24 protein-coding genes are annotated in these 24,991 nt (G+C 44.4%); 7 read left to right on the forward strand and 17 right to left on the reverse strand.

Annotated features, from left to right (window positions below; genetic code table 11):
- Positions 1 to 3: 3 nt before the first annotated feature.
- The 5 genes from alr to ACTW1R_RS14400 form a co-directional block, all read right to left on the reverse strand.
- Complete coding sequence (gene alr, locus ACTW1R_RS14380) at positions 4 to 1,125, reverse strand: alanine racemase (protein WP_128431706.1); 1,122 nt, start codon at positions 1,123 to 1,125, stop codon at positions 4 to 6.
- Between the two features lie 122 nt (positions 1,126 to 1,247).
- The gene (acpS, locus tag ACTW1R_RS14385; RefSeq protein ID WP_005227957.1) at positions 1,248 to 1,613 is read right to left on the reverse strand and encodes a holo-ACP synthase; all 366 of its coding nucleotides are present in this window, start codon (positions 1,611 to 1,613) and stop codon (positions 1,248 to 1,250) included.
- A 203-nt stretch (positions 1,614 to 1,816) separates the two neighbouring features.
- Positions 1,817 to 3,340, reverse strand: coding sequence for a degradosome RNA helicase CshA (cshA, locus tag ACTW1R_RS14390; RefSeq protein ID WP_005227956.1), 1,524 nt, complete (start codon positions 3,338 to 3,340; stop codon positions 1,817 to 1,819).
- Between the two features lie 290 nt (positions 3,341 to 3,630).
- Complete coding sequence (locus tag ACTW1R_RS14395) at positions 3,631 to 4,980, reverse strand: UDP-N-acetylmuramoyl-tripeptide--D-alanyl-D-alanine ligase (protein ID WP_087628032.1); 1,350 nt, start codon at positions 4,978 to 4,980, stop codon at positions 3,631 to 3,633.
- An 86-nt stretch (positions 4,981 to 5,066) separates the two neighbouring features.
- Entirely contained in the window at positions 5,067 to 6,143 is a 1,077-nt protein-coding gene (locus tag ACTW1R_RS14400) for a D-alanine--D-alanine ligase (RefSeq protein ID WP_005227954.1), read from the reverse strand.
- 182 nt (positions 6,144 to 6,325) lie between these two features.
- Here ACTW1R_RS14400 and ACTW1R_RS14405 point away from each other — a divergent pair, with 182 nt between their 5' ends.
- The gene (locus ACTW1R_RS14405) at positions 6,326 to 8,068 is read left to right on the forward strand and encodes an ABC1 kinase family protein (protein WP_015510427.1); all 1,743 of its coding nucleotides are present in this window, start codon (positions 6,326 to 6,328) and stop codon (positions 8,066 to 8,068) included.
- A 52-nt stretch (positions 8,069 to 8,120) separates the two neighbouring features.
- On the opposite strand, the gene ACTW1R_RS14410 is transcribed toward ACTW1R_RS14405, so the two are convergent.
- The 6 genes from ACTW1R_RS14410 to ACTW1R_RS14435 all read right to left on the reverse strand — a co-directional run bounded on the left by ACTW1R_RS14410 (position 8,121) and on the right by ACTW1R_RS14435 (position 14,345).
- Complete coding sequence (locus tag ACTW1R_RS14410) at positions 8,121 to 8,573, reverse strand: YaiI/YqxD family protein (RefSeq protein WP_015510428.1); 453 nt, start codon at positions 8,571 to 8,573, stop codon at positions 8,121 to 8,123.
- Positions 8,574 to 8,740: 167 nt separating this feature from the next.
- Positions 8,741 to 9,406 (reverse strand): ABC transporter ATP-binding protein, encoded by a 666-nt coding sequence (locus ACTW1R_RS14415; protein ID WP_016609898.1) that lies wholly within the window; start codon positions 9,404 to 9,406, stop codon positions 8,741 to 8,743.
- A gap of 10 nt (positions 9,407 to 9,416) precedes the next feature.
- Positions 9,417 to 10,901 (reverse strand): ABC transporter permease, encoded by a 1,485-nt coding sequence (locus ACTW1R_RS14420; RefSeq protein ID WP_167821419.1) that lies wholly within the window; start codon positions 10,899 to 10,901, stop codon positions 9,417 to 9,419.
- A gap of 170 nt (positions 10,902 to 11,071) precedes the next feature.
- Positions 11,072 to 12,940 (reverse strand): carbohydrate-binding domain-containing protein, encoded by a 1,869-nt coding sequence (locus ACTW1R_RS14425; protein WP_005227946.1) that lies wholly within the window; start codon positions 12,938 to 12,940, stop codon positions 11,072 to 11,074.
- Positions 12,941 to 12,955: 15 nt separating this feature from the next.
- Complete coding sequence (locus ACTW1R_RS14430) at positions 12,956 to 13,633, reverse strand: DUF4956 domain-containing protein (RefSeq protein WP_005227945.1); 678 nt, start codon at positions 13,631 to 13,633, stop codon at positions 12,956 to 12,958.
- Positions 13,623 to 14,345: a polyphosphate polymerase domain-containing protein gene (locus ACTW1R_RS14435; protein WP_489927307.1), complete on the reverse strand. Its 723-nt coding sequence runs from the start codon at positions 14,343 to 14,345 to the stop codon at positions 13,623 to 13,625. Before ACTW1R_RS14435 ends, ACTW1R_RS14430 begins: the two co-directional genes overlap by 11 nt.
- A gap of 132 nt (positions 14,346 to 14,477) precedes the next feature.
- Here ACTW1R_RS14435 and ACTW1R_RS14440 point away from each other — a divergent pair, with 132 nt between their 5' ends.
- The 3 genes from ACTW1R_RS14440 to ACTW1R_RS14450 are packed head-to-tail and all read left to right on the forward strand — an operon-like array spanning position 14,478 to position 16,959.
- Positions 14,478 to 15,152, forward strand: coding sequence for a response regulator transcription factor (locus tag ACTW1R_RS14440; protein ID WP_167821418.1), 675 nt, complete (start codon positions 14,478 to 14,480; stop codon positions 15,150 to 15,152).
- A 3-nt stretch (positions 15,153 to 15,155) separates the two neighbouring features.
- Positions 15,156 to 16,472 (forward strand): sensor histidine kinase, encoded by a 1,317-nt coding sequence (locus ACTW1R_RS14445; protein WP_005227932.1) that lies wholly within the window; start codon positions 15,156 to 15,158, stop codon positions 16,470 to 16,472.
- 13 nt (positions 16,473 to 16,485) lie between these two features.
- Positions 16,486 to 16,959, forward strand: a complete 474-nt coding sequence (locus ACTW1R_RS14450) for a GNAT family N-acetyltransferase (RefSeq protein ID WP_005227930.1) — start codon at positions 16,486 to 16,488, stop codon at positions 16,957 to 16,959.
- A gap of 348 nt (positions 16,960 to 17,307) precedes the next feature.
- On the opposite strand, the gene udk is transcribed toward ACTW1R_RS14450, so the two are convergent.
- The 3 genes from udk to ACTW1R_RS14465 all read right to left on the reverse strand — a co-directional run bounded on the left by udk (position 17,308) and on the right by ACTW1R_RS14465 (position 19,429).
- Entirely contained in the window at positions 17,308 to 17,931 is a 624-nt protein-coding gene (gene udk, locus ACTW1R_RS14455) for a uridine kinase (RefSeq protein WP_005227927.1), read from the reverse strand.
- A gap of 83 nt (positions 17,932 to 18,014) precedes the next feature.
- The gene (locus tag ACTW1R_RS14460; protein ID WP_016609901.1) at positions 18,015 to 18,698 is read right to left on the reverse strand and encodes a YjjG family noncanonical pyrimidine nucleotidase; all 684 of its coding nucleotides are present in this window, start codon (positions 18,696 to 18,698) and stop codon (positions 18,015 to 18,017) included.
- A gap of 14 nt (positions 18,699 to 18,712) precedes the next feature.
- Positions 18,713 to 19,429 carry a 16S rRNA pseudouridine(516) synthase gene (locus ACTW1R_RS14465; RefSeq protein WP_005227924.1) on the reverse strand — a complete coding sequence of 239 codons (717 nt, stop codon included), beginning with the start codon at positions 19,427 to 19,429 and terminating at the stop codon, positions 18,713 to 18,715.
- 300 nt (positions 19,430 to 19,729) lie between these two features.
- On the opposite strand from ACTW1R_RS14465, the gene ACTW1R_RS14470 reads away from it, so the two are divergent.
- From ACTW1R_RS14470 to ACTW1R_RS14480, 3 genes are all read left to right on the forward strand, one after another.
- Complete coding sequence (locus tag ACTW1R_RS14470) at positions 19,730 to 20,344, forward strand: 50S ribosomal protein L25/general stress protein Ctc (RefSeq protein ID WP_005227923.1); 615 nt, start codon at positions 19,730 to 19,732, stop codon at positions 20,342 to 20,344.
- Between the two features lie 316 nt (positions 20,345 to 20,660).
- Entirely contained in the window at positions 20,661 to 20,978 is a 318-nt protein-coding gene (locus ACTW1R_RS14475) for a DUF960 domain-containing protein (RefSeq protein ID WP_005227922.1), read from the forward strand.
- 248 nt (positions 20,979 to 21,226) lie between these two features.
- On the forward strand, positions 21,227 to 22,273 hold the full coding sequence (locus tag ACTW1R_RS14480) for a helix-turn-helix domain-containing protein (RefSeq protein WP_005227921.1): 1,047 nt from the start codon (positions 21,227 to 21,229) through the stop codon (positions 22,271 to 22,273).
- Between the two features lie 38 nt (positions 22,274 to 22,311).
- Here ACTW1R_RS14480 and ACTW1R_RS14485 read toward each other — a convergent pair whose 3' ends face one another.
- From ACTW1R_RS14485 to ACTW1R_RS14495, 3 genes are read right to left on the reverse strand one after another with little or no spacing between them, the layout of a single operon-like run.
- Complete coding sequence (locus ACTW1R_RS14485; protein ID WP_010749087.1) at positions 22,312 to 23,166, reverse strand: MetQ/NlpA family ABC transporter substrate-binding protein; 855 nt, start codon at positions 23,164 to 23,166, stop codon at positions 22,312 to 22,314.
- 44 nt (positions 23,167 to 23,210) lie between these two features.
- Positions 23,211 to 23,897, reverse strand: coding sequence for a methionine ABC transporter permease (locus tag ACTW1R_RS14490; RefSeq protein WP_005227919.1), 687 nt, complete (start codon positions 23,895 to 23,897; stop codon positions 23,211 to 23,213).
- Positions 23,890 to 24,924, reverse strand: coding sequence for a methionine ABC transporter ATP-binding protein (locus tag ACTW1R_RS14495; RefSeq protein ID WP_005227918.1), 1,035 nt, complete (start codon positions 24,922 to 24,924; stop codon positions 23,890 to 23,892). The genes ACTW1R_RS14490 and ACTW1R_RS14495 overlap by 8 nt, the downstream gene beginning before the upstream one ends.
- Positions 24,925 to 24,991 lie beyond the last annotated feature (67 nt).

A 24,991-nucleotide genomic window follows, 5' to 3' on the forward strand; every position in this document is an offset into this window, starting at 1 on the left:
ACCCTAACTTTTATATTCTCGCGGAACCCTTGCTGAAAGGGTACACGCTACTTCATAGTGAATCGTTTCTAACTGGTCTGCAACATCCTGCATCGTAATTTGTTCCCCATGATTCTCACCGATCAAGGTGACTGGTGTACCGACAGCAAATGCCCGCGGCAAACGAATCATCAATTGATCCATACACACTCGACCGACGATCTCACAACGCTCGCCTTCTACTAAGATCGAGAAGCCTTGCATTTTTCGTAACCAGCCGTCAGCATAACCGATAGGCACGGTGCCGATCCATTCCTGACGTGGAGTGATATATGTTTCACCATAGCCAATCCCCGCTCCTTTTTCAAGTAATTTCACTTGTATCAGTTCAGAAACGAGCGAAAGCGCTGGTTTTAAGGAAAATGGTTCGCTCAGCGCATGACCTGATGGGTTCAACCCATACATTGCGATCCCAAAACGGACCATATTTCCTACTGCTTCTTGGTGCCATAAAGAGGTTGCGCTATTGCCTGTATGTATATATGTCGGCAAATAGGGCAAAACAGTTAAGACTTCTTTAAAACGTTGGTGCTGGGTTTCCCAATAGCTCGTGTCTGCTTGATCCGCTGTGGAGAAATGGGTAAAGATCCCTTCCCAATCAAAAGAGGGGTGATCTTCTAACCAAAGAACGGCTTGGCGCACTTCTTCGACAGTCAAAAAGCCGATTCTCCCCATACCAGTATCCACCTTGATATGCACTTTAAGCGGCTTATTTAGAGGGTTCTCCTCTAAATAAGCGCCTGCTTCTATCAGCCAGTCCATCGAAGCGACTGGAAATGACAAATCATAGGTCGTCAGCAAGGCAATATCACACACGTTCACGACACCTAAGATCAAAATCGGGTCAGTGATCCCTGCTTCTCTCAATTCGATCGCTTCATCGATCGTCGCAACGCAAAAACCATCTGCGCCGCCTTCTTTGGCTGCAAGAGCGGTTTGAACCGCTCCGTGTCCGTAACCATTCGCTTTGACCACCGCAAAAAGAAATGTCTCGCTTGGTAAGTGAGCAATCTCATGTTTGATATTTTCGGTAATCGCAGTTGTATCAATTATCGCTTTCGTTGGTCTATGGTAAGCAACCACCATTTCCAGTTCCTTCTTTCTACTAGTGCTTGATCAGACGAACAAATTAAGTTGGTTTTATGTAGTCGGCTGTTCGTCCATGAAGTATCAAAGTCTTCTTGACTGACAGACTACTTCAACTTGGTTTATTCACTATCTAGTACTTCTAAAATAATTTGTGCAAAAGCAGTATCATTTGTATGGGTGATACTGACAAACGTTTTTTCTAAAGGATGCGGTGCTTTAGTGACGATCGGGGCACCGAATTCATTGGTCAAGACTTCAATATCATGAAAAGAAACTTTGCCGATCCCTGTCCCCCAAGCTTTCGAGAACGCTTCTTTGCAGGCATAGCGCCCGCCAAGGAACTCTACCTGACGTTTCAGCGGCAAGCGTGCAAATAATTTTGCTTCCCTCTCTGTTAAAATACGCGTTATAAACTGAGGTTTTTTTTCAATTAATTCTTTCATTCGAGGCAGCTCGACTGCATCGATCCCGATTCCTTTGATCATTCTTTTCTCTACCTTCACCTAAGATAGGGTTTTCCAAATTGGAAATACCCCTTGTTCAGCTAGTTACCATTCTACCAAAAAAATGGCGAATTACCATTCAAATCTGACGAGTTTATACGGAGATTAAGATTTTTAATCGTTCGTATTTGTTTTTTATATAAAAAAAGACCTTGCAAGTTTCCTTACAAGGTCCACAAACTTAATTAGTCTTGGTTGTTTCTGATTACGAAACCACGTTTTTTGTCGTTGCTGCGGCGATTGTTTTTACGGGCACCATCTTTTGAATAGTTGCCGCGGGCTTTATTGCCGTTGCCGCCGCCACGGTTCCCACCGTTTTCTTTGCGGTTACGATTGCCGTTGCTATTGTTGCTGCGACGACCATTTTTGTTGAATGATTTTTTCCCTTGAGGCAATGGACGCTCTGGTGTGATCTTCACTGGTGCTAAATCAGCAGGATCTTTTGCCATAGTTTTTAGAAGCAATGCTGCTAAATCTTGTGCAGAATAACGTTCTAATAGATCGTCGGCTGCTTGCAAGTATTTATCTAAGCCATTTTCATCCAATTTGGTTTCAACAGATTCGATTGCGGCACCTAATTGACCTTTGAACGCTTCTTTTTCGGTCGGTGGGCGCATTGGTGTCATCCGTTTTTTCGTTAAGTTTTCAATGACGTGCAGATAGCTCATTTCGTTTGGTGTAACGAAAGTCACAGACATTCCACCTTTTCCAGCACGGCCAGTACGTCCGATCCGGTGAACATAGCTTTCAGGGTCTTGAGGGATATCGTAGTTGTAAACGTGTGTAACACCAGAGATATCTAATCCACGAGCTGCAACGTCTGTGGCAACTAAGATATCTAGTTGACCACTCTTGAATGAACGCAAAACGCTCATTCGTTTTTGTTGAGAAAGGTCTCCATGAATGCCTTCTGCTTTATAGCCGCGGGCTTCTAAGCCGCGCGCCAATTCATCGACACGACGTTTCGTACGACCGAAAACGATGGTCAATTCTGGCGTTTGCACATCCAATAAACGAGTCATGATATCAAATTTTTCGTAGTCTTTTGAACGAACATAGTATTGATCGATCAAATCAGCGGTCATTTCTTTGGCTTTGATCTGTACATGTTCAGGCTCTTTCATGAATTTCACGCCGATGTTTTTGATTGCTGGCGGCATTGTTGCTGAAAATAGCAATGTTTGACGAACATCTGGTACTTGGCTGATGATTTTTTCAATATCTTCCAAGAAGCCCATGTTCAACATTTCATCCGCTTCATCTAATACAAGCGTTTCAACGGTGCCTAATTTCAAGGTGTGGCGGTTGATATGGTCTAACATACGACCTGGTGTACCAACTACGATGTGGGGACGATCTTTTAGTTGACGGATTTGACGGCCGATATCGGCTCCACCGTAAACTGCTTGTACACGAATTTTTTTGTCTTTACCAAGACGGTACAATTCTTCTTGGGTTTGGATCGCTAATTCACGGGTTGGGGCAATCACTAATCCTTGTAGTTGATGGTTCGTTGGGTCAATTTTTTCTAACATTGGCAAACCAAATGCGGCGGTTTTACCAGTACCGGTCTGTGCTTGACCGATCACGTCTTTGCCTGCTAAGGCTAATGGAATCGTTGCTTCTTGGATGGGTGTTGCTTCTTCAAAGCCGGCACGCTCAACAGAAGTCAATAATTCGTTGGATAATTCTAGATCTTTAAATTTCAAATGGATCCTCCTAGGCTGGTCATCTTTTCGATGCCTGTTTTTCTATCATCGAAGCGTAGGTTAGTTCTTCAGAAACACAAGAGTAGTCCCATTTACTCTTATCTTTCTCTCGGTACCGAAAAACCGCTTCACGAAGGCATTATAAAAGGCTAAAACAAGTGTTGTTTGTCTCAGCCATCATTTTATCTCAAAACGTCAATGTTTTTTACAGTAATCATTCTGTGCTTCATCTTTCGGCGTTAGATAAGTATAACACGCTTTGAAAGTTTCAGCAAGATTTCAACTCCCTTTTACATTCCTTTTAGTGCATCAACGACTTCACTCAGGCCCATGCCATTGCTGCCTTTGATCACTAGGCTATCGGAAGGTTCTAAAGTTTCTATTAAGGAGGCGATCAGCTGTGGTTTTTCATCAATCGCAAAATAGCGCACCTTGTCAGCAAGGGCAGTGTTCGCTAGTCGTTTTTGCAATGCCTGCATTTCTTTGCCATAAAGGAAAACTAGCTGGAACGAATCATCCAAGTGTGCGGCCATCTGCTCGTGCATTTGTGCAGAATCTGGTCCTAATTCAAGCATATCTGCCAATACGGCGATCCGTCGTCCTGCTAAAGGCAATTTGCGGAAGCTATCCAATACCAGACCCATGGCCGTCGGATTGGCATTGTAAATATCGCTCAAAATCGCTGCCCCATTACCAGCAGTCACCCATTGGGTCCGATTTTTCGTCAATTGAAAATGCGCCAAGCCTTCCTTGATCGCTTCATCTGCTACACCAAAATGACGTCCTATCCCAATCGCGATCAAGGCATTTTTGACATTATAGCCGCCTAAGACCGGTAAGGTAAAGGTCGTACCTGCTACCGTAAAAATCGTCTGATCTTGCGATTCCTCCACGATGTCTCCTTGTAGATCTCCCTCAGTTAAGCCAAAAGTTTCAATGGTCTGCGTTAAATTGGGAACAAAGGGCTCTAACAATGGTTCATCAGCTGGCATCATAAAGAAGCCGTCTTTTTTCAATCCTGCGGTGATCTCCATTTTGGCTTTGGCGATCCCTTCTCTGGACCCTAAGTTTTCAATGTGGGCTTCGCCTATCAACGTGATAGCAGCAGCGTCAGGTTCTGCTAAGCGCGAAAGGACTTCGATTTCACCTGCATGATCCATTCCCATTTCTAAAATCAACACTTGGGTATCTTCTGGCGCATGCAAGATAGTCAAAGGCACGCCTAGTTCATTGTTGTGGTTGCCTTGGGTTTTATAGGTCTGGTACTTTTGGGTCATGACCGCTTCCACCATATCTTTGGTGGTCGTTTTCCCGTTACTTCCAGTAATACCGATGATTTTCGGTGCAAGCTTTTCTTTATACGCTCGTGCCAATTGTTGAAACGCTTTGACGGTATCCGTGACAGGAATCACAAGGATGTCTTGCGGCGGTTCGATCGTAGGGTGGCTCCACAGTGTGGCGATCGCCCCATTGTCTTTGGCTTGTTGGGCAAATTCATGTCCGTCACGGGTCCCCGCTAAGGGAACAAAGAGACTGTTTTCTTTGATCAGACGGCTGTCGAATTCCACAGAGGCAAGTGGCGTTTCATTTTCAATTTGCTGACCAAATACGGCAGCGGCTTCTTTTACAGTAAAATTCATCAGGTTCGCTCCTTTTTCCTAAAAAAAGAAAGCACAAGATCGCTTCAAGTATTTTCCTTGAGTTGAGCTGGCTTTCTTCCTGCTATTTATTCTGCTTCGTTTTCTGTTGCTTCTACATTGGTCAAGAACGAACGTCTTTGATTGAAACGATTCATCCCTAATTGGATCAATTCTTCGATCAAATCCCCATAAGGCAAGCCGGTCTTCTCCCATAGCAGTGGGTACATGCTGAATTCAGTGAACCCTGGCATCGTGTTCAGCTCATTTAAAAAGAGCTCATTTTTATTGGTCAAAAAGAAATCACAACGGCTCAATCCGCTGCCGCCTAACATCGTATAGGCTTTTTTCGCAAACTCTTGAGCTTTGGCTTGTGTTTCTTCTGGAATTTGTGCAGGAATCTGCATCTCGATTCGGTTGTCAATGTATTTGGAATTGTAATCATAAAAGGCAACATCTTTTACGATTTCTCCCGGCATTGTGGTCCGAACGTCTTCGTTTCCAAGAACGGCTACTTCGATCTCACGGGCTTCGATTCCTTGTTCAACGATCGCTCGGGTATCGTAGCGATACGCTTCTTGTAGCGCATTTTGCAGTTCTTCACGGTTCTCGGCTTTCGAGATACCGACACTTGAGCCCATGTTGGCAGGTTTGACAAACATTGGATAAAGCAGACTGCCTTCACATTGATCGAAAATCTTTTTCGGATTTTCTTTCCACGCATTTTTCAAGACTGGTACATAGGGAACTTGCGGAATCCCCGCAGCTTGCAAGATATACTTGGTCATGATTTTGTCCATCCCACAGGCACTAGTCAAGACACCGGCTCCGACATAAGGCATTCCGATGGTTTCTAAAAACCCTTGGATCGTGCCGTCTTCGCCGTTTGGTCCGTGAAGTAAAGGAAAGACGATCGCGTCTTCTTCGTAGATTGCCCCAGGTGTAATTTCTTCCCCTTTGGTTTCTTCATTGGTCAATGCCAAAGTATCTGGAGACGTTGGCGCCTCAGTCAATAATGGGCCTTTTAACCAGCGTCCTTCTTTGGTGATCATTACTAATTGAACTTGGTAGTAATTATAATATACAGCATTAACAACTGAAAAAGCGGATAACAGTGATACCTCATGTTCTGCACTGCGTCCCCCGTATAATAAAATGATTTTCAAAAGAATTTCCTCCTGTATTCATTGATTCTACCAAACTAAGTCTTCCACATTTTAGCACAAAATCGACCAACCGGCATTAAATCTTGCAGAAATTTCTTTAAGCTTACACAGTCGTTAGTTGAATGTTTTTCATTTTGTCAGTACTATGAATATATCACGGCACGTTTAAAGAGGTGGGACCTATGACAGAACAAACCGCTCCTTCTAGAAAAGGACGATTAAAACAAATCGTTCAAGTCTTTTTGAAATACAAAGTCGTTCAAAATATCAGCAAACAGCAGCACCCCGAAATGGTGCGTCAAGCGTTTGAAGAATTAGGACCAACATTTATCAAAATCGGGCAGATGCTTTCGGTCCGCAATGATCTACTTTCCAGCACCTTTGTCGATGAATTCAAGCAGCTGCAGGACAATGTCAAAAGTGATCCATTTCCCAAGGTCAAAGCACTGCTGGAAGCAGAACTGCAGCAACCGCTAACGGAAGTTTTTTCCGCTTTTGATGAAATTCCAGTCGCCTCAGCTTCCATCGGACAAGCCCATCGAGCAAACTTGCTCAGCGGCAAAGAAGTGATCGTCAAAGTACAGCATCCAGGGATCATTGCGGCAATTCAAGTGGATCTCGATCTTTTTGAAAAAGCCCTGCCGTTGGTTCGCGCAATTCCAGAAGCCAATGTGGTGGATTTAAAAAGCGTGCTAAGCGAAGTCCGACGATCACTTGCCAATGAAACGAATTTTTTGCAAGAGATGAAAAACGCACAGGAATTCTACCGCAACAATCACCAAGATCCGCAGTTGGCATTGCCAAAAGTTTATCCCGAATGGTGTACCCAAAAAGTATTAGTCATGGATTACATGGCAGGTGAAAGCTTGAATTGCTTACTGACCCGCAAAAATCAAGACATCGTATATGACAATCAGTCCGTGAAAGCCGTGAAAAAACAAGTGGGGACGCTATTAGTCGAAAACTTTATGAAACAAGTCTTTGAAGATGGCTTCTTTCACGCTGATCCGCATCCTGGCAATCTTTTCTTGCATGTCTTCACGGATCAAGCCAACCGCCCACAACCATTTCAAGTCAAGCAGCGCGTCGGTGTCCTCGGCGGGGTCGATTATTCGTTGAAATGGCAAGAAGAAGCTGTCATGCCGCCTTACCAAGTGATTTTCTTGGACTTTGGGATGATGGGTCATTTGGATCAGTCTTTACGCAGCCGTTTAGCCGATGCGTTGATTGCTCTTTATACCCAAGACACCCAAGAAGTCGGTAAAGCCGTCTTGCGGTTGTGCAACAGCAGCGGCAGTTCCTTTGACGAAGTCGCCTTCTACCAAGACCTGCAAAAATTTGTTGAAAACTACTATAATATGCCGCTAAAGGATATCGACTTGCAAAAAGTGATGGCGGAAGTCATCACGATCTGCCATGATAACCAACTGCAGATGCATCGAGACATCACCTTGCTGATCAAGGCTTTTGGTACCTTGGAAGGTGTGATCAAAGCCTTAGATCCCGAATTATCAATGATGGAAGTCACTCAGCCTTTTGCACAAAAATATTTCCTACAGCAGCTGAGTATTGAAGACGAGGTGAAAAAAAGCGCCTTGGCAACCGCAAAAAGCTTGCGGGCACTTAGCCATCTTCCCGATCGGACCTTGGCTGTCTTAGACACTTTTGCGACTGGTAAACACCGATTGAATCTAGAGATCCGCGAACAAAAACAGCTATTGGACCGCTTTGATCAGATGGTCAATCGACTGGTGATCGGTATTATTCTAGCTGCGGTCATCCTTGGCTCTTCCTTATTGGTGGTCGCCAGCCCGCAACAAGGAGCCTTCGTCCATCAGATGGGAATCTTCGGATATACCTTAGCATTTTTCGCGATCGTGGCTTTAGTCAGCAAATACTTCTATGATCGTTTTCGCAAGAAATAAATAAGCACCTTCAATTCCCGTGGTTCATGCAGAAGCTGGGTCTTGAGGGTGCTTATTTTGCAAGGGTCTGTCGCAATTCGTTTTCAAAGATTCGTTTGAAGGCTTCCCGATCCTCTTTCGTAAAGGGCTTCGGTCCTTTTGTACGCTTGCCTGCTTTACGCATCTGCGCACCTAAGTAGCGTTGTCCAAGTAAAAAATCGATCGTTTCTGGCAAATACTCTGTGCCGTTATGGTGAAAAACCCGCGCTTTTTTCGGCAAGACCAAAGAGGCTAACCCATAATCTTGGGTAACAAGAAAATCACCGGGCTCTATTTCCTTCACGATTTCATAATCCGCACGATCCGAGCCTTTGTCGACATAGACAAAGTGAACATGGGCAGGATAATCTTTGGTCGTGTAATGATCGACACTGGTGACGATCACCACCGGCAGCTGATATTGCTGAGCCAGCTCAATCACTTCGTTTTTCACTGGCGATCCATCGCCGTCAATAAAAAGCCGCATCTCCACACTCCCCTCACAAGTTTCTTCGTTTACAATTACTTCTATTGTAAGAGGAGCAAGGCGAAGATGCAAGCAGACTTTACAGCCGTTTCCTTGAGGATGTATTTAAAGCCTCAAGAAGAGCAACTGCCTCCGCCCTAATAACTAGCAGCTACCCTAAGCAAAGCTTATCCTTCAACTTTAGAAAAGGCTCGCTCTTTTAGCTCATAAACGACATCGCAAGCCTTGGCTACTTCTTGCTCATGGGTCACTAAGATAATACATTTTTTTTGCTCATGAGCAATTTCTTGAAACAGTTTGACGATCTCTTTGGACGTCGTTTCATCCAAGTTTCCAGTCGGTTCATCCGCTACGATCAGCTCATGCTCACAGCACAATGCGCGAACGATCGCCACCCGCTGCTGCTGCCCACCCGATAATTGGGTCACTTTTTTCAGTGCCAGCTCTTCCGTGATGCCAACTTTGGCTAAGTTTGCTAAAGCGTAGGCCTTTTTATCGGCTTGCTGCGACTTCGCGATCGCCATCGCTGTCACCACATTGTCCAATGCCGACAGATAAGGCAATAGATTATAGGCTTGGAACACGATGGACACATCTTTGCGGCGGTACTCCCGCAGCCCGATTTTTGCTAACGTTTCTTCGTTGTAGAAAATCTTTCCTTCTTTCGGGGTATCTAGGCCTGTGATCAGCGACAGGAAGGTCGTTTTCCCCGATCCGCTGGAACCTAAGATCGCATACATCTTGCCAGGCTCGAAGGTCAAGTCAACGCCACGAAACAGGGCTTCTGCTTCGCTTTGATACCAATAGCCTAATTGTTCTGTTCGTAATGTCATGTCGTTCCTCCTAAGAAACCAAGATTTTTTTCGGGTTCAGCCGCAAAATGCCCGCCGACGAGAGTAAGATCGAGCCAAAGCTGATCCCTAGACCGAGTAATGCCAATAGACCAATTTGTTGAGGGGAAACGGTAATTTCTAAGGACTCCACTTCTGCTGATTGGGTGAAGGATGGGAAAGAACCGCCACGGTTACCGCCCATTTGCGGCATCTCTCCGCCTCCAGGTCCAGCGTTTTCAGCAGCTGCCTCATCCGTCGTCGTTTCGGTTTGCTGTGCCAATAATTGCTCTCCGACGGCATTACCGACAAGATTGCCGCTAGCGGCCGCGATCCCTAAAGCAAATACCATGCAGACAAAAATCTCTGTGAAAAACTGTAGGATCACTTTGGCTCGTGACTCGCCTAAAGAGAGCAATACGCCAATCTCATAGCGACGTTCCCGAATCGACATCATCACGATCAACGTCAAAATAATGATACCGGCAGCAGCAACTAACACAATAATATTTTTGGCAAAGCTCGCGACATTATTCAACGGTGTCAGCATCGATTGATACATCTGATCATTGGTTTGGATGCTATAGGTTTCTGTATCGATCAATCCTTCTGCTTCTTCCACGAATGCCGTCATTTCAGACGGATCACTCAAGGTATAGGTTGCTGAATCAATGGTGTCCTCATTGCCGCTCAACGTATTGGCAAGGGTATAAGAGGCAATGATCGTGTTGGCTGGGTTGAGAAAGTTAAACATTTGGCTCATGCTGTTGCCAACTTCACTCGTTTCATAGATTCCTTTGACCGTCACTTCTACTTCATTGTCCTCTGCATCAGTGATTGAAAACGTATCTCCGACCGCTAAATCATTCGCTTCAGCTAGTGAGGATTCAATCAAGACTTGGTTTGTGCCTTCGTCCTCAGAAGTAATTCCTTCTCCATCCGTGATCGTCGCTGTTCCTTCCGAAAAAGTCGTATACGCCGCACTGGTTGATACGCCAGTGATTTGGAAATCACCTGTACTCATACTCCCACCAGGCATACCTCCTGGCATACCGCCCATTTGCCCCGACTCGCTGCTATCGGTTGCTTCTGACTCTGTCGAGGAGTCACTGCTAGAGATCGGTTCGATCCCGCTGACGGCATCAGCCGAGGTACTGACTTCAAAACTATATGAAGCAACCCCGTCTAAATCAGCGATTGCTTGGGCATCTGTGATCGCTACAGGTGTCGATTGAAAACTCCCTGGATTTGGACGTGTACTCTGGTCATCGCTGTCAGATGAAGAACTTCTTTGCTGAAAAGCCTGCTCACGGTTGGCTTGCAACGTCACGGTTGCGCCGACACTTTTCTGAGCATTTTCAGTCGCTACTAGCGCTGCACTGCGAATCGTCAAACCCGCCAATACAAAAATCAAGATTGCAGAAAATACGGCGATCAGCAGCAGACTCCGGCCTTTTTTCGCCCATAAACTTTGGAGCCCTCGTTTCAAAAAATTCATCTTTGTTCCTCCTGAATGGCAAATTATTGTATTTCGACTATAAGAACCTTAGCTTAAATTGAACTTAAATCTTCCCCTGATTTTTCAAAACGTTGGAACAGACCGCAGCTGTCTTCTGCGATCTGCACGTTTTATTGATGACCCCCAGGGAATGATCGAGGAACCTTCAACTAACGGCCAAAGCCGCCGCCCATTTGATTGGTTGTCGCTGTCGCTCCTGATTGGGTCAAGTTGGCGATCGTTTCCGTGACGGGCAACGTTCCTAATTCCGTCCCATCACTAAGGGTCCCACCAGCATAATAACCAGAAACAGCTTGCGCATCATTCGTTCCCCCACTGACCAATGTATAGCTGCTATCCGTCAAATCTGGGCTAGAAAGAACCACATGTTGGTAGCTTTTACTTGGTGCATAGGACAAGATCGTCTGTCCTTGACTATCCTTTAAGGTCACAAGGGTCTCTGCTGCTTGGGTTTGATCGAAACTGATCCCGATCGACTGTTGACTTCCCCCACTGACATTCATGGCCATATCGGTCGTACCAGCAGCTAACAAGACACCGCCAGTGATTTCAAACGTCCCGTTATAATCCAAAGCGCCATTGCCACCGGTCGTTGGACCATTTACGATGACGACCCCATCACTCATAGTGACATTGCCGTTACTGTCCAGGCCATCCCCTTCGGCATCGACCACCAACGTCCCACCAGTGATTGTGATTTGTTTGCTGTCATCTGCGGTATCGCCACCGCCAGGACCGCCACCAAAGCTGTCTTGCCCAAATTGGCCAGTGGTTTCCTCTGTATCACTGCCGCCACCGGCATTGATCCCGTCATCGCTAGCCACGACGTGTGTCGTACCACCAGCAATCGTGATCACACTTGCTTCTAGTCCTTCATAGGATTCTTCGATAGCAATCGTCCCATCGGAGATCGTCAATTCATTGTCCGCATGTATGCCGTCGTCACCACTGTTGGCAGTGATCGTACCACCTGTGATGTTGATGGTATCGTTGGCATGCAGGCTATCATCTGCACTATCGATCGCAAAGGTACCGCTGCTGATGGTCATCACACCGCCAGCTTTCAATCCTTTGTAGCTTTCATCCGTCACTAGCGACTGACTTTGTGCCCCGTCAGCCGTTTTGATCGTGAGATCGGCTGATTGGATGCTTAAATTTGTTTCTGCTTGGATGCCATCACGCCCACTTTGGATCGTAAAGGTACCGCCATCGATCGCAACGTAGCCTTTTTCCGCATCTTCCGAATTATTCGCTTGGATGCCATCTCCTTCAGTGGTGTTCAGTGTGTAGTTCCCTGCCAAGATCGACACGGAATCTTTTCCTTTGATGGCATTGTTTTTCGCTGTGATCTCAATCGTGCCACCAGCAGCTAAAACCAAATCATCTTTGCTGCGCAGCCCGTTGCTGTAATTTCCTGTGATCACCAACGTTCCATCACCGTTGATGGACAAATCTTCTTTACTATAAAAAGCGGCATCTGGTTCCGTCTCACCTTCCGCCAAGGTGTAGCTGCTGCCATCTATCAGAGTATTTGTCGTATCACTGGCTAAGGTCGTGATGACTTTTTCTGCTTGTTCGATGACGACTGCCGCCCCGTCTTCATTGGTGATCGTGACACCCGCAAAGATCAGATGGACTTTTTCTTCTTTATTGACGTTGACAACCAGTTGACCATTACTTAAGGAACCGCTGACGACATAGGTACCAGCTTGCGTGATCGTCACCGTTTGGTCTTCCACTGCAACGCCATCAACAGCCGTCGTATCGCCGTCATTCAATTCAAGTTGCGTGGCGGTCGCCTCATCGTAGGAGGCATCCACGTCTTCTTCTTCGTAACTGCCATAATAGTCCGTAGCATCATCAAGAGTCGTTGCAACGTTGGTCACTGCGGCAGAACCTGAAACAGCCGCTGCAGAACTGGAGCTGCTGCTCGTGCTACTACTATCGGTTTTATCGGTTTGCCCACAAGCGCCTAGGAGTAGCGATGAGAGTAAGAGCGGATAAATGAGTTTTTTCATAAGAGGTTCCTCCTTCTACAGCTCATCGCGGTTAGCGGTGAGCTTGCCTAAAACAACGGGTAAATTGCCATTACGAACCCGAACTTCATCAATGATTTGTTTTTCTTGCGCTTGGTCTTTTAACAGCAACTGATAACGCAACTCATATAAGCTCCCCATCGTGGTCGTTCGAACCGATGTCAGTTTGGCAGAATGCGTATATTTTTCAAAGAGATCATCGAATAGTTGCGGATAATCCAAATCTTCTGGAATCGTGACCTTCAGTTCTCGTTCACTCGTGGCTTGTCGATCGCCAAAGGGTACCGTGTATAAAAGGGTCAAGAAAAGCGCCACGATGATGGAAAAAATCACGACATAGCCGACGTAGCCCATCCCAGTTGCCAGACCGATCCCCATCGACCAAAAGACGCTGGTGATCTCTCTAGACCCTCCTGGAACCGAGCGGAAACGAATCAAACTGAAGGCGCCTAAGATCGCCACACCTGTGCCAAGATTGCCGTTGACTAGCATGATCACGGATTGAACGAGGATCGGTAAGACCGCCAAGGTAATGACGAAGTTTTTTGTGTAGACATTGCGGATCATATGGATCGCCGCTACCAATATTCCTAAAAGCAATGAGGCGGCGATACAGATCAATAAGCTACGCCATTCCAAGGTGCTCGTATCGCCAGAAAACAGACTAGATAACATGTAACCATTCCTCCTTCTTGAACAAATGCCGTTGATACGTTTGGGCATATTTTGAAAAGCTACCTTTGCGCACGCTGTATTTGTTCAACAGCTCCACAAACCATAATGGATAAGCGCCGAGGGCTTTCACTTCCATCAACACCCCGATTTCAAGTGCTACCAGCGCTCCCTCACTGCCAGAACCGAACATAAGATCATAGGTGCGAAAGCGAATGTTTTGGTCGAATGTCACGCGAAATTCACTATCATCATCAATAAACAGCGACAAGCGATCATAGGCAATCAACACTTTCGGCAGCAAGTCTGGGTTTTGCTTAAATAGCCAGTGAATCTCTGCAGCGATTTGCGGTGCTTCTGCCATTGACGGCAAGACCCCTGTTTGCAACCAGCCGCAATAGTCAGCATAGGGCAGCGGGATTCGGCGTTTGTAGACCACGCCATTGACTTTCTTTTTGATCTCTAAAAAAATCAACTGCTGCTCTGTCGGTATGCCATAGCTGCGGACCCGAAATTTTTCTTTGTATTTCGGTTTGTCCATCGAATGACGAATAAATCGGTAATCGTGGGTATCGTAATACAAGGACATAATCGTGTGCTGCCCATATTCATCGATCGCCATTCTTTGCTGCAGCTCAGCAAGAAATGCAGGAAATTGCTCCTTGGCTATTAAATATTTTGTCTCTTTTCTTTGAAAGACTTTTTTCAATTTCATAAAAATGTTCCTCCCTTGAAATCCATGCACTGAATTTACGGCAGCTATCTTAAATGCAGCTTAAGGCAAAACAGTTTTTTTAAGCATTTTTTATGCTATTCGTGCTATTCTTATCCTTAAAGAGGTGGGAACATGATTAAACTATTAGTGATCGAAGATGACAAAACATTATCTGATAATATGAAAGAAATCGTCAGCGAGATCGGTGACGTCACACAAGCCTATGATGGCAGTGAAGGCTTATACGAGGCAGAAACGGGGATCTATGATTTGATTATTCTCGACTTGATGATGCCAGAGATGAACGGTTATGAGGTGCTTTCTGCCCTAAGAAAAAAAGGACTCCAAACACCCGTCCTGATTTTAACAGCCAAAGACGGCTTAGAAGACAAAGTGACTGGTTTTCAAAAAGGGGCAGATGATTATTTGACCAAGCCTTTTTATCGGGAAGAATTATTGATGCGGATCAAAGCGTTGCTAAAACGCTCCGTAGGTTTGTTCAATGAAAATACCCTGGAATATAACGGATTGCTGTGCAACCTTGGCACCAATGAGGTCAGTTACCAAGGGCAGCTTTTGCCGATCCAAGGGAAAGAATTTGAGCTGCTGCTTTATTTTCTACAAAATAGAAACATTATTTTGACTAAGGAACAGATTTTTGATCGCATCTGGGGATTTGATTCAGAAACGACCTTGACTGTCGTCGAAGTCTATATGAGCAATCTGCGGAAACACTTGCGCCAGACAGGGATCGACAAAGAGATCCGTACGTTGCGAAATGTCGGCTATATTATGCAAGGAGCCTAGTCTATGAATAAAGAACGCTCTAAGAGACAACGGCTGCACTCCTTTCTCCTAAATGTCAGTGCCTTTGCGTTGGTTTTCTTACTTTTAGGAACCATCGTCCTCCAATTGTTCAACCAATCGGCTTATCGGCAAACCGACATTTCTTTGGAACAAGCAGTCAAAGATACCCGCTTGATCCAAGCAGAGATCAGCGCTTCGCAATCCAATCTAGAGGTATTGCCACCAGATAGTGCCATGCCAAAGATCCCTGGGACCAATCGCTTCAATACCCAGTTGATTCTCTGGTCTGAAGACGGTGAGATATTAAACAAGCAGACCTTGGGCGGCCGCTTTTCACAACTGGCAAGTTTATCTTTAGATACAAGCCACTTAGACAGTATCACATCTTTTTCAGTGGTAGATCAGTCCTTGTCAGAGGAAGAAGAGACCCTTTTGTTTCGTTCGATCACCACCAAAGCACCAACAAATGATGCTGGTGTCGGCTATATCCAAGTCTTGGCGAACACTAACCAAATCAAAAATGCGATGAACAATTTCCAAACGATTTTGATTTTATCGATGATCTTTTTCTGGATTCTTTCGATCGGGATCAGCTATTTGCTTTCCAGCTTGAACATGCGCCCCATTTTAGCCTCCTGGAAAAAACAGCAGGAATTTGTCGAAAATGCATCCCATGAGCTGCGCACACCATTGACGATCATTCAAAACAGTCTGGAACGCCTGTTTACCAAGCCCAATCATACGATCATTGAAGAATCTGAAAGCATCGCCCAAGCGTTAGCGGAAACTCGGCGGCTGACTGGATTAACGGCGGATTTGCTGACGATCGCCCGCAGTGATTCCAATCAATTGCTTTTGACAAAAGAAACCATCGAGCTAGCTCCTTTTATCGATGACTTAGTCAAACCTTTCAAAGAAATTGCCGAATTGGATCAAAAACACTTTGTTGTCGAAAACTTTGCCAAAACGACCGCTTGCTTTGACCAAAAGAAAATCCATCAAGTCCTCGTGATCCTCCTAGATAATGCCTTAAAATATACCAGCAGTGGTGATAAAATCACCCTCTTATCGGAGATTTCTAACAAGCAATGGCTGATCGAGGTCAAAAACACAGGACCAGCCATTTCCGATGAAGAAAAAGCCCGTATCTTTGACCGCTTCTACCGCGAGGATCGTTCCCGCTCCAAAGAGACCGGCGGCTATGGTTTAGGCTTAGCGATCGCCAAGCAAATCGTTGAAGAGCACAAGGGACAAATCCAGGTCAAAGATTTGCAGCCACGAGGGGTTATTTTTCAGATTCGTTTACCTAAAGAAGGATAAAGGAGAAAAACAAATGCAGGTCATCACCCTTAAAGAACACCCTGACTACTTAGCAGAAGCCATTCGTTACTTCCAAAAACAGTGGGCTGGTCCCGACTCCCTCATGGTTTATGAGGATAGCCTGACCCATAGTTTTTCAGCAAATCCTTTGCCGCAATGGCTGCTGCTGGTCAACGAAGAAATCGCAGCAGACGGACGTTATCAAATCATCGGCTGCGGTGGCTTGATCCCCAACGACTTCATCAGTCGGATGGATTTAACCCCTTGGCTTTGCGCCTTGTATGTGGACCCTTTGTGGCGTGGCCAAGGCGGTGCCCGCCTTTTGATCGAAACAGCCAAGCAACGTGCTGCTGGAGCTGGTTTTGATTCTCTGTATCTATGTACGGATCTTTCTACTTTTTATGAGAAATTTGCTTTTGAACCGATCGGAACGGGCTACCATCCTTGGGGAGAGTCTTCCACCATCTATCGCTGTTCTCTCACCTAAATGAACAAAAAAAAAGCTGTGAACAAAAATGTTCACAGCTTTCTTTACTCACAGTACTATTGCTAGTAGAATACCCTATCTCCACAAAAGGAATATTCCGACACCCTACAAATCCGGTAGGTTGCTTACGCGGTGTGCCTCTGCTATCAATCTGGTCAGCTAATGCTAGACCTTCTCGACTCGTCGCATGAGGATTACTTTACCATAAAACTAGTCGGAATACTACTGTTTTTTATAAAATTAAAACTGCTGATAAGCATTTCTCAAGAAAGAGTGCCTATCAGCAGTTTTTCATGAATCAATTGTTACTTTTCAAATAGAAACATTCCAATTGATGGATAAAAAAACTTAGGATAAGAAGGTCGCTACTTTGGTCGTAATCAAATCGATGGCTACGTGGTTTTCGCCGCCTTCTGGTACGATGACATCGGCATACCGTTTGGTCGGTTCGATGAATTGATGATACATCGGTTTTACCACCGTCAAGTATTGTTCGATCACAGAATCCAATGTCCGGCCACGTTCTTCCATGTCACGTTTGATTCGGCGAATGATTCGAATATCATCGTCTGTATCAACATAAAGTTTAATATCCATTAAATTACGCAATCGCTCATCTTCTAGAATCAAGATCCCTTCCAAGATAATGACTTCTTTGGGTTCTTGAATGATCGTTGCTTCGCTGCGGGTATGCGCGACATAATCATAGACGGGTTTTTCGATCGTTTGATATGCAAGCAGCTGTTGCAAGTGATCGATCAACAAATCAGTATCAAATGCAAAAGGATGGTCATAGTTGGTGTTCAACCGTTCTTCAAAGCTCAGATCACTTTGGTCTTTATAGTAGGAGTCTTGTTCAAGCATCATAATAGAATGATTGGGGAAATGATTAAAGATCGCCCGACTCACGCTTGTTTTTCCACTACCTGATCCACCTGTCACACCAATAATAATGGGCTTGCCATTCGTCATTCAATTAACCTCTTTCATCTTAAAAAATTCACACTGGTTCTATTATAGCGAAAATTCGGCAAATTACTACTGTTTCTGTAGAATCAGTGCTGCAATAAAGGAAGTAATTGCTGCAAACGTTCGATCTCATAAGTAGGCTGAATCTCACCACTGTTTTTTTTCTTTGGATTGAACCAAATCGTATCGATCCCTGCCAGTTGTCCGCCTAAGATATCTGAAGTCAGTGAATCGCCAATGATGACTGTTTCTTGTTTTTTAACGTTTGGTATGCGAGCAAACACATAGTCAAAATATTCTTTCATTGGTTTTTGATACCCTGTATCTTCTGAAACAAAAATATCACGGAAATACGGCTTTAATTTGGCATCTTCCAAGCGGCGATATTGGGTTTCAGAAACCCCGTTCGTCACCACGTATAGGTCAAAATGCTGCGCCAACTCCGCTAAGATCTCATCACTGTTGTCTAACAGTTTATGTCCTTCATTTAGAAATTCCCGATAGGCCAATTCAACTGCTGGACTATCGACCTGAATGCCTTGCGTTTCAAAAAACAAACCGAAACGCTCATTGATGACTTGGTCTCTCGTGATTTTCCCTTGCTCAAACTGCTGCCACAAATCATGATTGATCGTTTGATAGCTTTGTTTGCGCTCTGGGGTCATTTCCAAGCCATGAGCTTCAAATAGTGCTTTTAAGGCTTGATCTTCGGTATCTTGAAAATCGAGGATCGTGTCATCGACATCAAATAATAATGTTTTATACTTCATTTTCTCCCTCTTTCTCAGCGGAAATGCGCCGCCAGTCCTTTTAATTCTTCTTGCGTCAGCGAGCGATAGCTGCCCACTGCTAAATCATCTGGTAGAACTAGCGACCCCATCGCTGTTCGTTTCAGCTGAATGACTTTTTTCCCTCGGGCTAAAAACATCTTTTTCACTTGATGGAACTTGCCTTCAGCAATTTCTAACGAAACAAAGGAACGAGCCGCTCGGGCATCGATGATCGTTAGGGCAGCTGGTTTGCAAGTGACACCACCATGAAAGGTGATCCCTGTGGCAAATGCCGCCACATCTTCAGGAGTCACCAAGTCATTGACCACCACTTCATATCGCTTGGTCACCTTTTTCGTGGGATGCAGCAAGTCATAGCCTAACTGACCATTCGTCGTAACTAATACCAACCCTTCCGTGTCCCGATCCAATCGACCGACGGCATAAAGATCTGGGTGCTGGTCCTTTGGTGCAATCAAATCGATCACTGTCTGGTGCTGTTGATCAACATTCGCTGTAACAACACCATTGGGCTTGTTGACGATATAATAGCGTTCCTGCGTCTCCAACTGCCGACCCGCAACGATGATTTGATGGATGGCGCTATCGACATTGCGCTCAGGTCGCCCTTCAATCCTTTGATCCACGAGGACTTTTCCTTGCTGAAACAACCGTTTCATCTCTTTACGAGAAGTATTCAATTGTTGCTCGATCACTTTATCTAAACGCATAAATTTTTCTCCATAGTGGCTATTATAGCTCAGGATCTAATGAAAGGAAACTGCCAGGATTTCAAATGATTTGACTTTCTTTGTCTTTTTGCGTAAGGTTAAAGAGTAAAGTAAATATAGTTTCTCATACACAGCGTTATGACCTGGTGGAGAAAAGTTGAACCAAAACTTTCTGGGGCAGTTGTGTACACAACTGCCCTTTTGCGTGTTTTCACTCACGTACCACTTAATGTGCAGAGTTAACAAAATTTGCTTAAAAAATCTCGTTATTAACGAGAAAATTTTAGGAGGAATTGAGTTATGTCAGTATCATTAGAAGTTACGAAAAGAGAAGTTCGCCCACGTTCTTTACGGAACAAGTTGCGCCACGAAGGAAAAGTACCTGCAATTGTCAATGGGTACAAAGTAGAAAGCACACCGATTGCTGTCAATGCAGCAGAATTAGAAAAAATCTTGCGTGAAAATGGATTGAATACCGTAATCACGATCAGTTTAGAAGGCAAAAAAGTCAATACACTGATCAAAGAGTATCAATCAGATACCTTCACACGCAATTTAACCCACGTTGAATTCCTATCTGTCGATATGAATGAAGAAACAGAAGTAGAAGCAGAAGTAACCTTAATTGGCGAATCTGCTGGTGTCAAAGCTGGTGGTGTTCTAGCACAAAACTTGTATACAGTCGTTGTATCAGCAACACCAGACAAATTGCCTGAACGTGTTGAGATCGATGTAACGTCATTAGAGATCGGCGATTCATTAACAGTGGCTGATCTGCCTAAGAACGACGAGTACACGATCGTGACCGATCCAGAAGAACAAATCGTTGCGGTTACTGAACCACAAGAAATCTCTGAAGATGAAGAAGCTGGCGAAGCTGCTGAACCAGCAGTTATCGGTGAAGACGAAGAATAATCATAGAACATCGTTCTTAAGATCGCGTCTTCAATCAACAGACACTTCTAAGAAATGCAAGACTCTTGAAGGGCTTTTCCTTTAAGAGTCTTTTTCATTCTTACGAAGGGCTGGTGAGCTGCAACTGACTATTTTCCACTAAAAGACGTCATGGGAAAGCTTGGTCCAGCCAACCCATCAAATTTTTAAGAAAATAGTTAAAATGCGTCGCTGACCAAAAAGAAAAGCAGAAGTAGTTGCATTTTTGACGGTTCTTCATTATGATAAATAGACAAATTTGATGTTATTGGCAAGCCTACTTGAAGGAGGGGTTTTTATGTTTGAAACATTTGATGATCACCGCAGCCGCTACGCTTCTGGCGGGATTGTTCAAACACTGCCTGGCGAACTGATCGATAGTATTTGGTTAATCATCGATCTCGATTTAAAAGGGTTTATTCCGTTGACAAATCTGCTCACCTTTGAAGTCCAAAACAATCACGGTCGTGTCACACTGCTTTTTTCTCAAGCACAAAGTCAAATCGAACTCGGCGTTGATCTGCCTTACCGTTATTCCGACCTCTATCCCCAAAAAGTCTATGTGTATGACGATGGGCAGCGGCAAACGATTTTATTGCCTAGCGAGACTCGTTAACAGCGCTTCGTGTTTCTCTTTTTATAACGATACTTACATAAAAAACCACCCTTTTTATTTTAAAAGGTGGTTTTTTTTGATTCCTTCCTCTCATTTAATTCTATATTATAAAAGGTTCGAGCAAGCAACCAATGAATCCCCCGTTTTTTATTACGTTTTATTGACTATTTTTTGTATGTTAAAATAACGTGTGAAGTTCCCTTATAATAAGGACAGTTGCAAAATTCAGCTGAAAGAGGTGCCTAGTTTTGAAAAATATCCTTGAAAAAGATATTATGCAAATGCTGCGTCTGTCCACGATGCTCTTGAGCGAAAATCCCCTTCCTTTGAATAAAGCTGCTGCCGACCAAAATCTTTCCGTCAAAACGATCCGTCGGCTACTGTCCAGTTGTTTAAACGAGGACCCTTCCTTCCATTATGATGTGCAGCAAGGACACATTCGTGCCTTTCATGATTTGCAGCAGCCCCTAGCCAGCAAAAACTTCCCCCATACAGAAATGCTTGCTGCATTGTTTAATAAAAGTACAAACTATCAGTTGCTCTTGTTACTGTTAAAAATGCCGACCATTTCCTTTGCAGACCTCCACAAGCGGTATTACCTGAGCCCCTCCAGTTTGCATCGGCGCTTTTTGTCCTTTTCCTTTTTTTTGGCACCTTATCGTCTAAGGATCGACCGTCGCAGTTTTCCTTTGATTACTGGCAATGAACGGCAACTGCGCTATGTGATTTTTCGACTCACCCTCTTAGCAAGCCCAACGCTTTCTTCTAATCAAGCGTTTCAAGAACTGAAGCAGATTCATCAGTTGCGGGCAAACGCTTTTTATCCCAACACCCCCGCCACGTTTACTCAGCAAGTTTATCCAACATGTTTTGTGCCGCGTTTTTATTTAGTTGGTGAACGCAGCTATTTATTTTTGTGGCAACAACTGCTAGCACTGGAGCCTTTTTATGTGCCAACAGAAGAAGCCTTCCTTTTGCGACGAATCATCACGCCGATTTTGTCGGAGCATCCGCTCCAGCAGCCATTAGAAGTGCTTTTGTCGAAAATTTTCCAAGCCCATCTTTTGGGCGCCTTACTGGAAGGCAATTTATTTGTCTATCCGCCACTAAATCCTTGCCTATCTGAACGTTCCCAACGCTTGGTCCAGGCTTTTTTGACTCAGCTTCCCCATTACGAAAAACTCTTAAAAAAGCATCCCGAGTTGCCCTTACTCTATGAATGCATTTGGCAAGAGCTCTCTTTTTTCCAACCGATCATTGCCTTTCCGCAAAAAAAAGAGCGTCCGCTTAAGTAGCGACACGCTCTTTTGAGGTTCATTTAGTTGGCAGTGAATTATTTTGCGTCAGCATCAACGATTTTCACTGAACCTTGCCATTGTTCTTCCACAAAGTCTTTGATTTCGTCTGAATGCAGCACTTCGATCAATTTCTTGATTTTGTCGCTATCTTCGTCACCACTGCGGACAGCGATCACGTTGACATAAGGCGAATTATCCGCTTCTAATAAAACAGAATCATCCGCTGGGTTCAAATCGATCCCGAATGCGAAGTTCGCATTGATGGCAATTAGGTCTGCTTCGTCGTTTTGATAAGCAGTCGCCAAAAGAGATGGATCGACGTCATGTTTAAATTCTAAGTTTTTCGGATTTTCAGCAATATCATCAAAGGTTGCCGTTTCTGTATCAACGCCGTCTTTTAAAGTGATCAAGTCAGCATCTTGTAAGATCGTTAGGATACGACCCCAGTCAGATTCAGAAGTGGAAGTAAGAACCGTTGCACCATCTTCTAGTTCTGAAATATCAGAGATTCGTTTTGAGTAAAGACCCATTGGCTCGATATGGATCGCACCAGCATTGACAAAATCATAGCCATTGTCTGCGATTTGTTTGTTCAAGTAAGGAATGTGTTGGAAGTAATTGGCATCGATATCGCCATTTTCCAATGCTTTGTTTGGCAACACATAATCATCGAAGGTTTTGATTTCAAGATCAATGCCTTCTTCTGCTAGTAAAGGTTTGGCTTGTTCTAAAATTTCCGCATGAGGCGTAACTGATGCACCGATCACTAATTTTGTTGATTCTCCCTCAGCCGCAGATGAGTCAGAGCTTCCTGAATTTGAGCCTGTGCCACAAGCTGCTAAAGCGGCAGTTAACAATAAGGTTGTTGCAATACCAAAAATCTTTTTCATATCCATTTCCTCCCATATTTTCCACTTTTTGTTCTTCGTTTCATTTACCGTTTATCGGTGGCTTTCGCAAGGAAATCGCCGATTCCTTGGATAATGAAAACGATAATTAAAATAATCACTGTTGCAACAAGCGTAACAGTGTAATTTCCACGTTGAAATCCTTCTTGCCAAGCCAAAGCGCCTAGCCCGCCGGCACCGATCGCGCCTGCCATGGCAGTATAACCAATCATTGAAATCGTTGTGACTGTCAGTCCTGAAATCAATGCTGGAACACTTTCGGGAATCACGATCTTGTAGATGATCTCCCAGTAACTAGCACCCATCGCTTCCGCTGCTTCAATCACACCAGGATTGACTTCACGAAAAGCAATTTCCACCATCCGAGCATAAAACGGTGCCGCCGATAAAACTAATGCTGGGATCGCTGCTTTTGCCCCTAGGAATGAACCGACTAATAATGTTGTAAACGGAATGATCAAGACCATCAAAATCATGAATGGCGTTGAACGAAAGGCGTTACTGATGATGGAAACCACGTTATAGAAAATGTTGGCTCCCGCTGTTTGTTTACGCCCTAGTGAATAAAGCGCCAATCCTAGAAGTAAACCGATCACAACCACTAAAACCATGGAGAAGAAAGTCATAAACAAGGTGTCTAAGGTTGCTTGCTGCATATTGGCCCAGTCGACCTTTTCAAAATTAAAATAGGTTTCTACAAATGACTTATCCACGTTCAATCACCTCCACGCCTACTTGCTGCTCTTTGAAAAAGGCGATCGCTTTTTCGATCTCACTTGCTTCACCTGTCAATAAAACCGTCAAGCCGCCAAAGGATCCCTCATTGGTTTGTTGGATCTTTCCGTAAACGACATTGACATCGATCTGAAAGCGACGAATCGCTTGTGAAATCACTGGTTCATTGGCGTTGTCTTGTGTAAAAGTCAAGGTCACTAAATGCCCTTGCGGATTTTCTCGTAGGAAGGCTTGCCGTAATTCTTCAGCATCTTCTTCTGGCTCCAAATCTTGCTGAACAAAACGTTTGGTCACTTCCTGCTGTGGGTTACGGAAAACCGATTGTACTGACCCTTCTTCCACGATCTGCCCATGCTCCATCACCGCGACCTTATTACAGATTTTGCGAATGACGTTCATTTCATGGGTAATCAGGACGATTGTCAAATGCAATTTTTTATTGATGGAAAGCAAGAGATCCAACACTTCTTCTGTTGTTTGTGGATCTAACGCACTCGTTGCTTCATCACACAGCAAAATTTCTGGTTCATTCGCTAATGCACGAGCAATCCCGACTCTTTGCTTTTGTCCCCCAGACAATTGTGCCGGATAGGCATTTTCCCGTCCTTCCAACCCAACTAATTTAATCAGCTCTTGCGCTCGTTGACGGCGTTTTGCTTTTTCAACGCCAGCCAACTCCAATGGCAATTCAATGTTTTCCGCCACCGTTCGAGACCATAAAAGATTAAAGTGCTGAAAAATCATGCCGATTTTTTTGCGGAAGTTTCTCAATTCTTTGTTTTTCAATGCCAAAATGTTTTGACCGTTAATGACTACATCTCCCGCTGTCGGCAATTCTAGGCCGTTCAACAAACGTACTAATGTACTTTTCCCAGCACCAGAGTAACCGACGATTCCGTAGATATCGCCTTTTTCCACTTGCAGTGAAACATCATTGACGGCGTGGACAGCCGTTTGCTTTTTGCCGAATGACTTTTTTACATGCGACAATTCGATTAATGCCATGTTATTCCCATCTTTCCTCTTTGGTTGGTTAAACACAAAAAAAGCTTTCATCCTCTGTACATTATAC

It is taken from the genome of Enterococcus sp. R12, assembly GCF_058135755.1.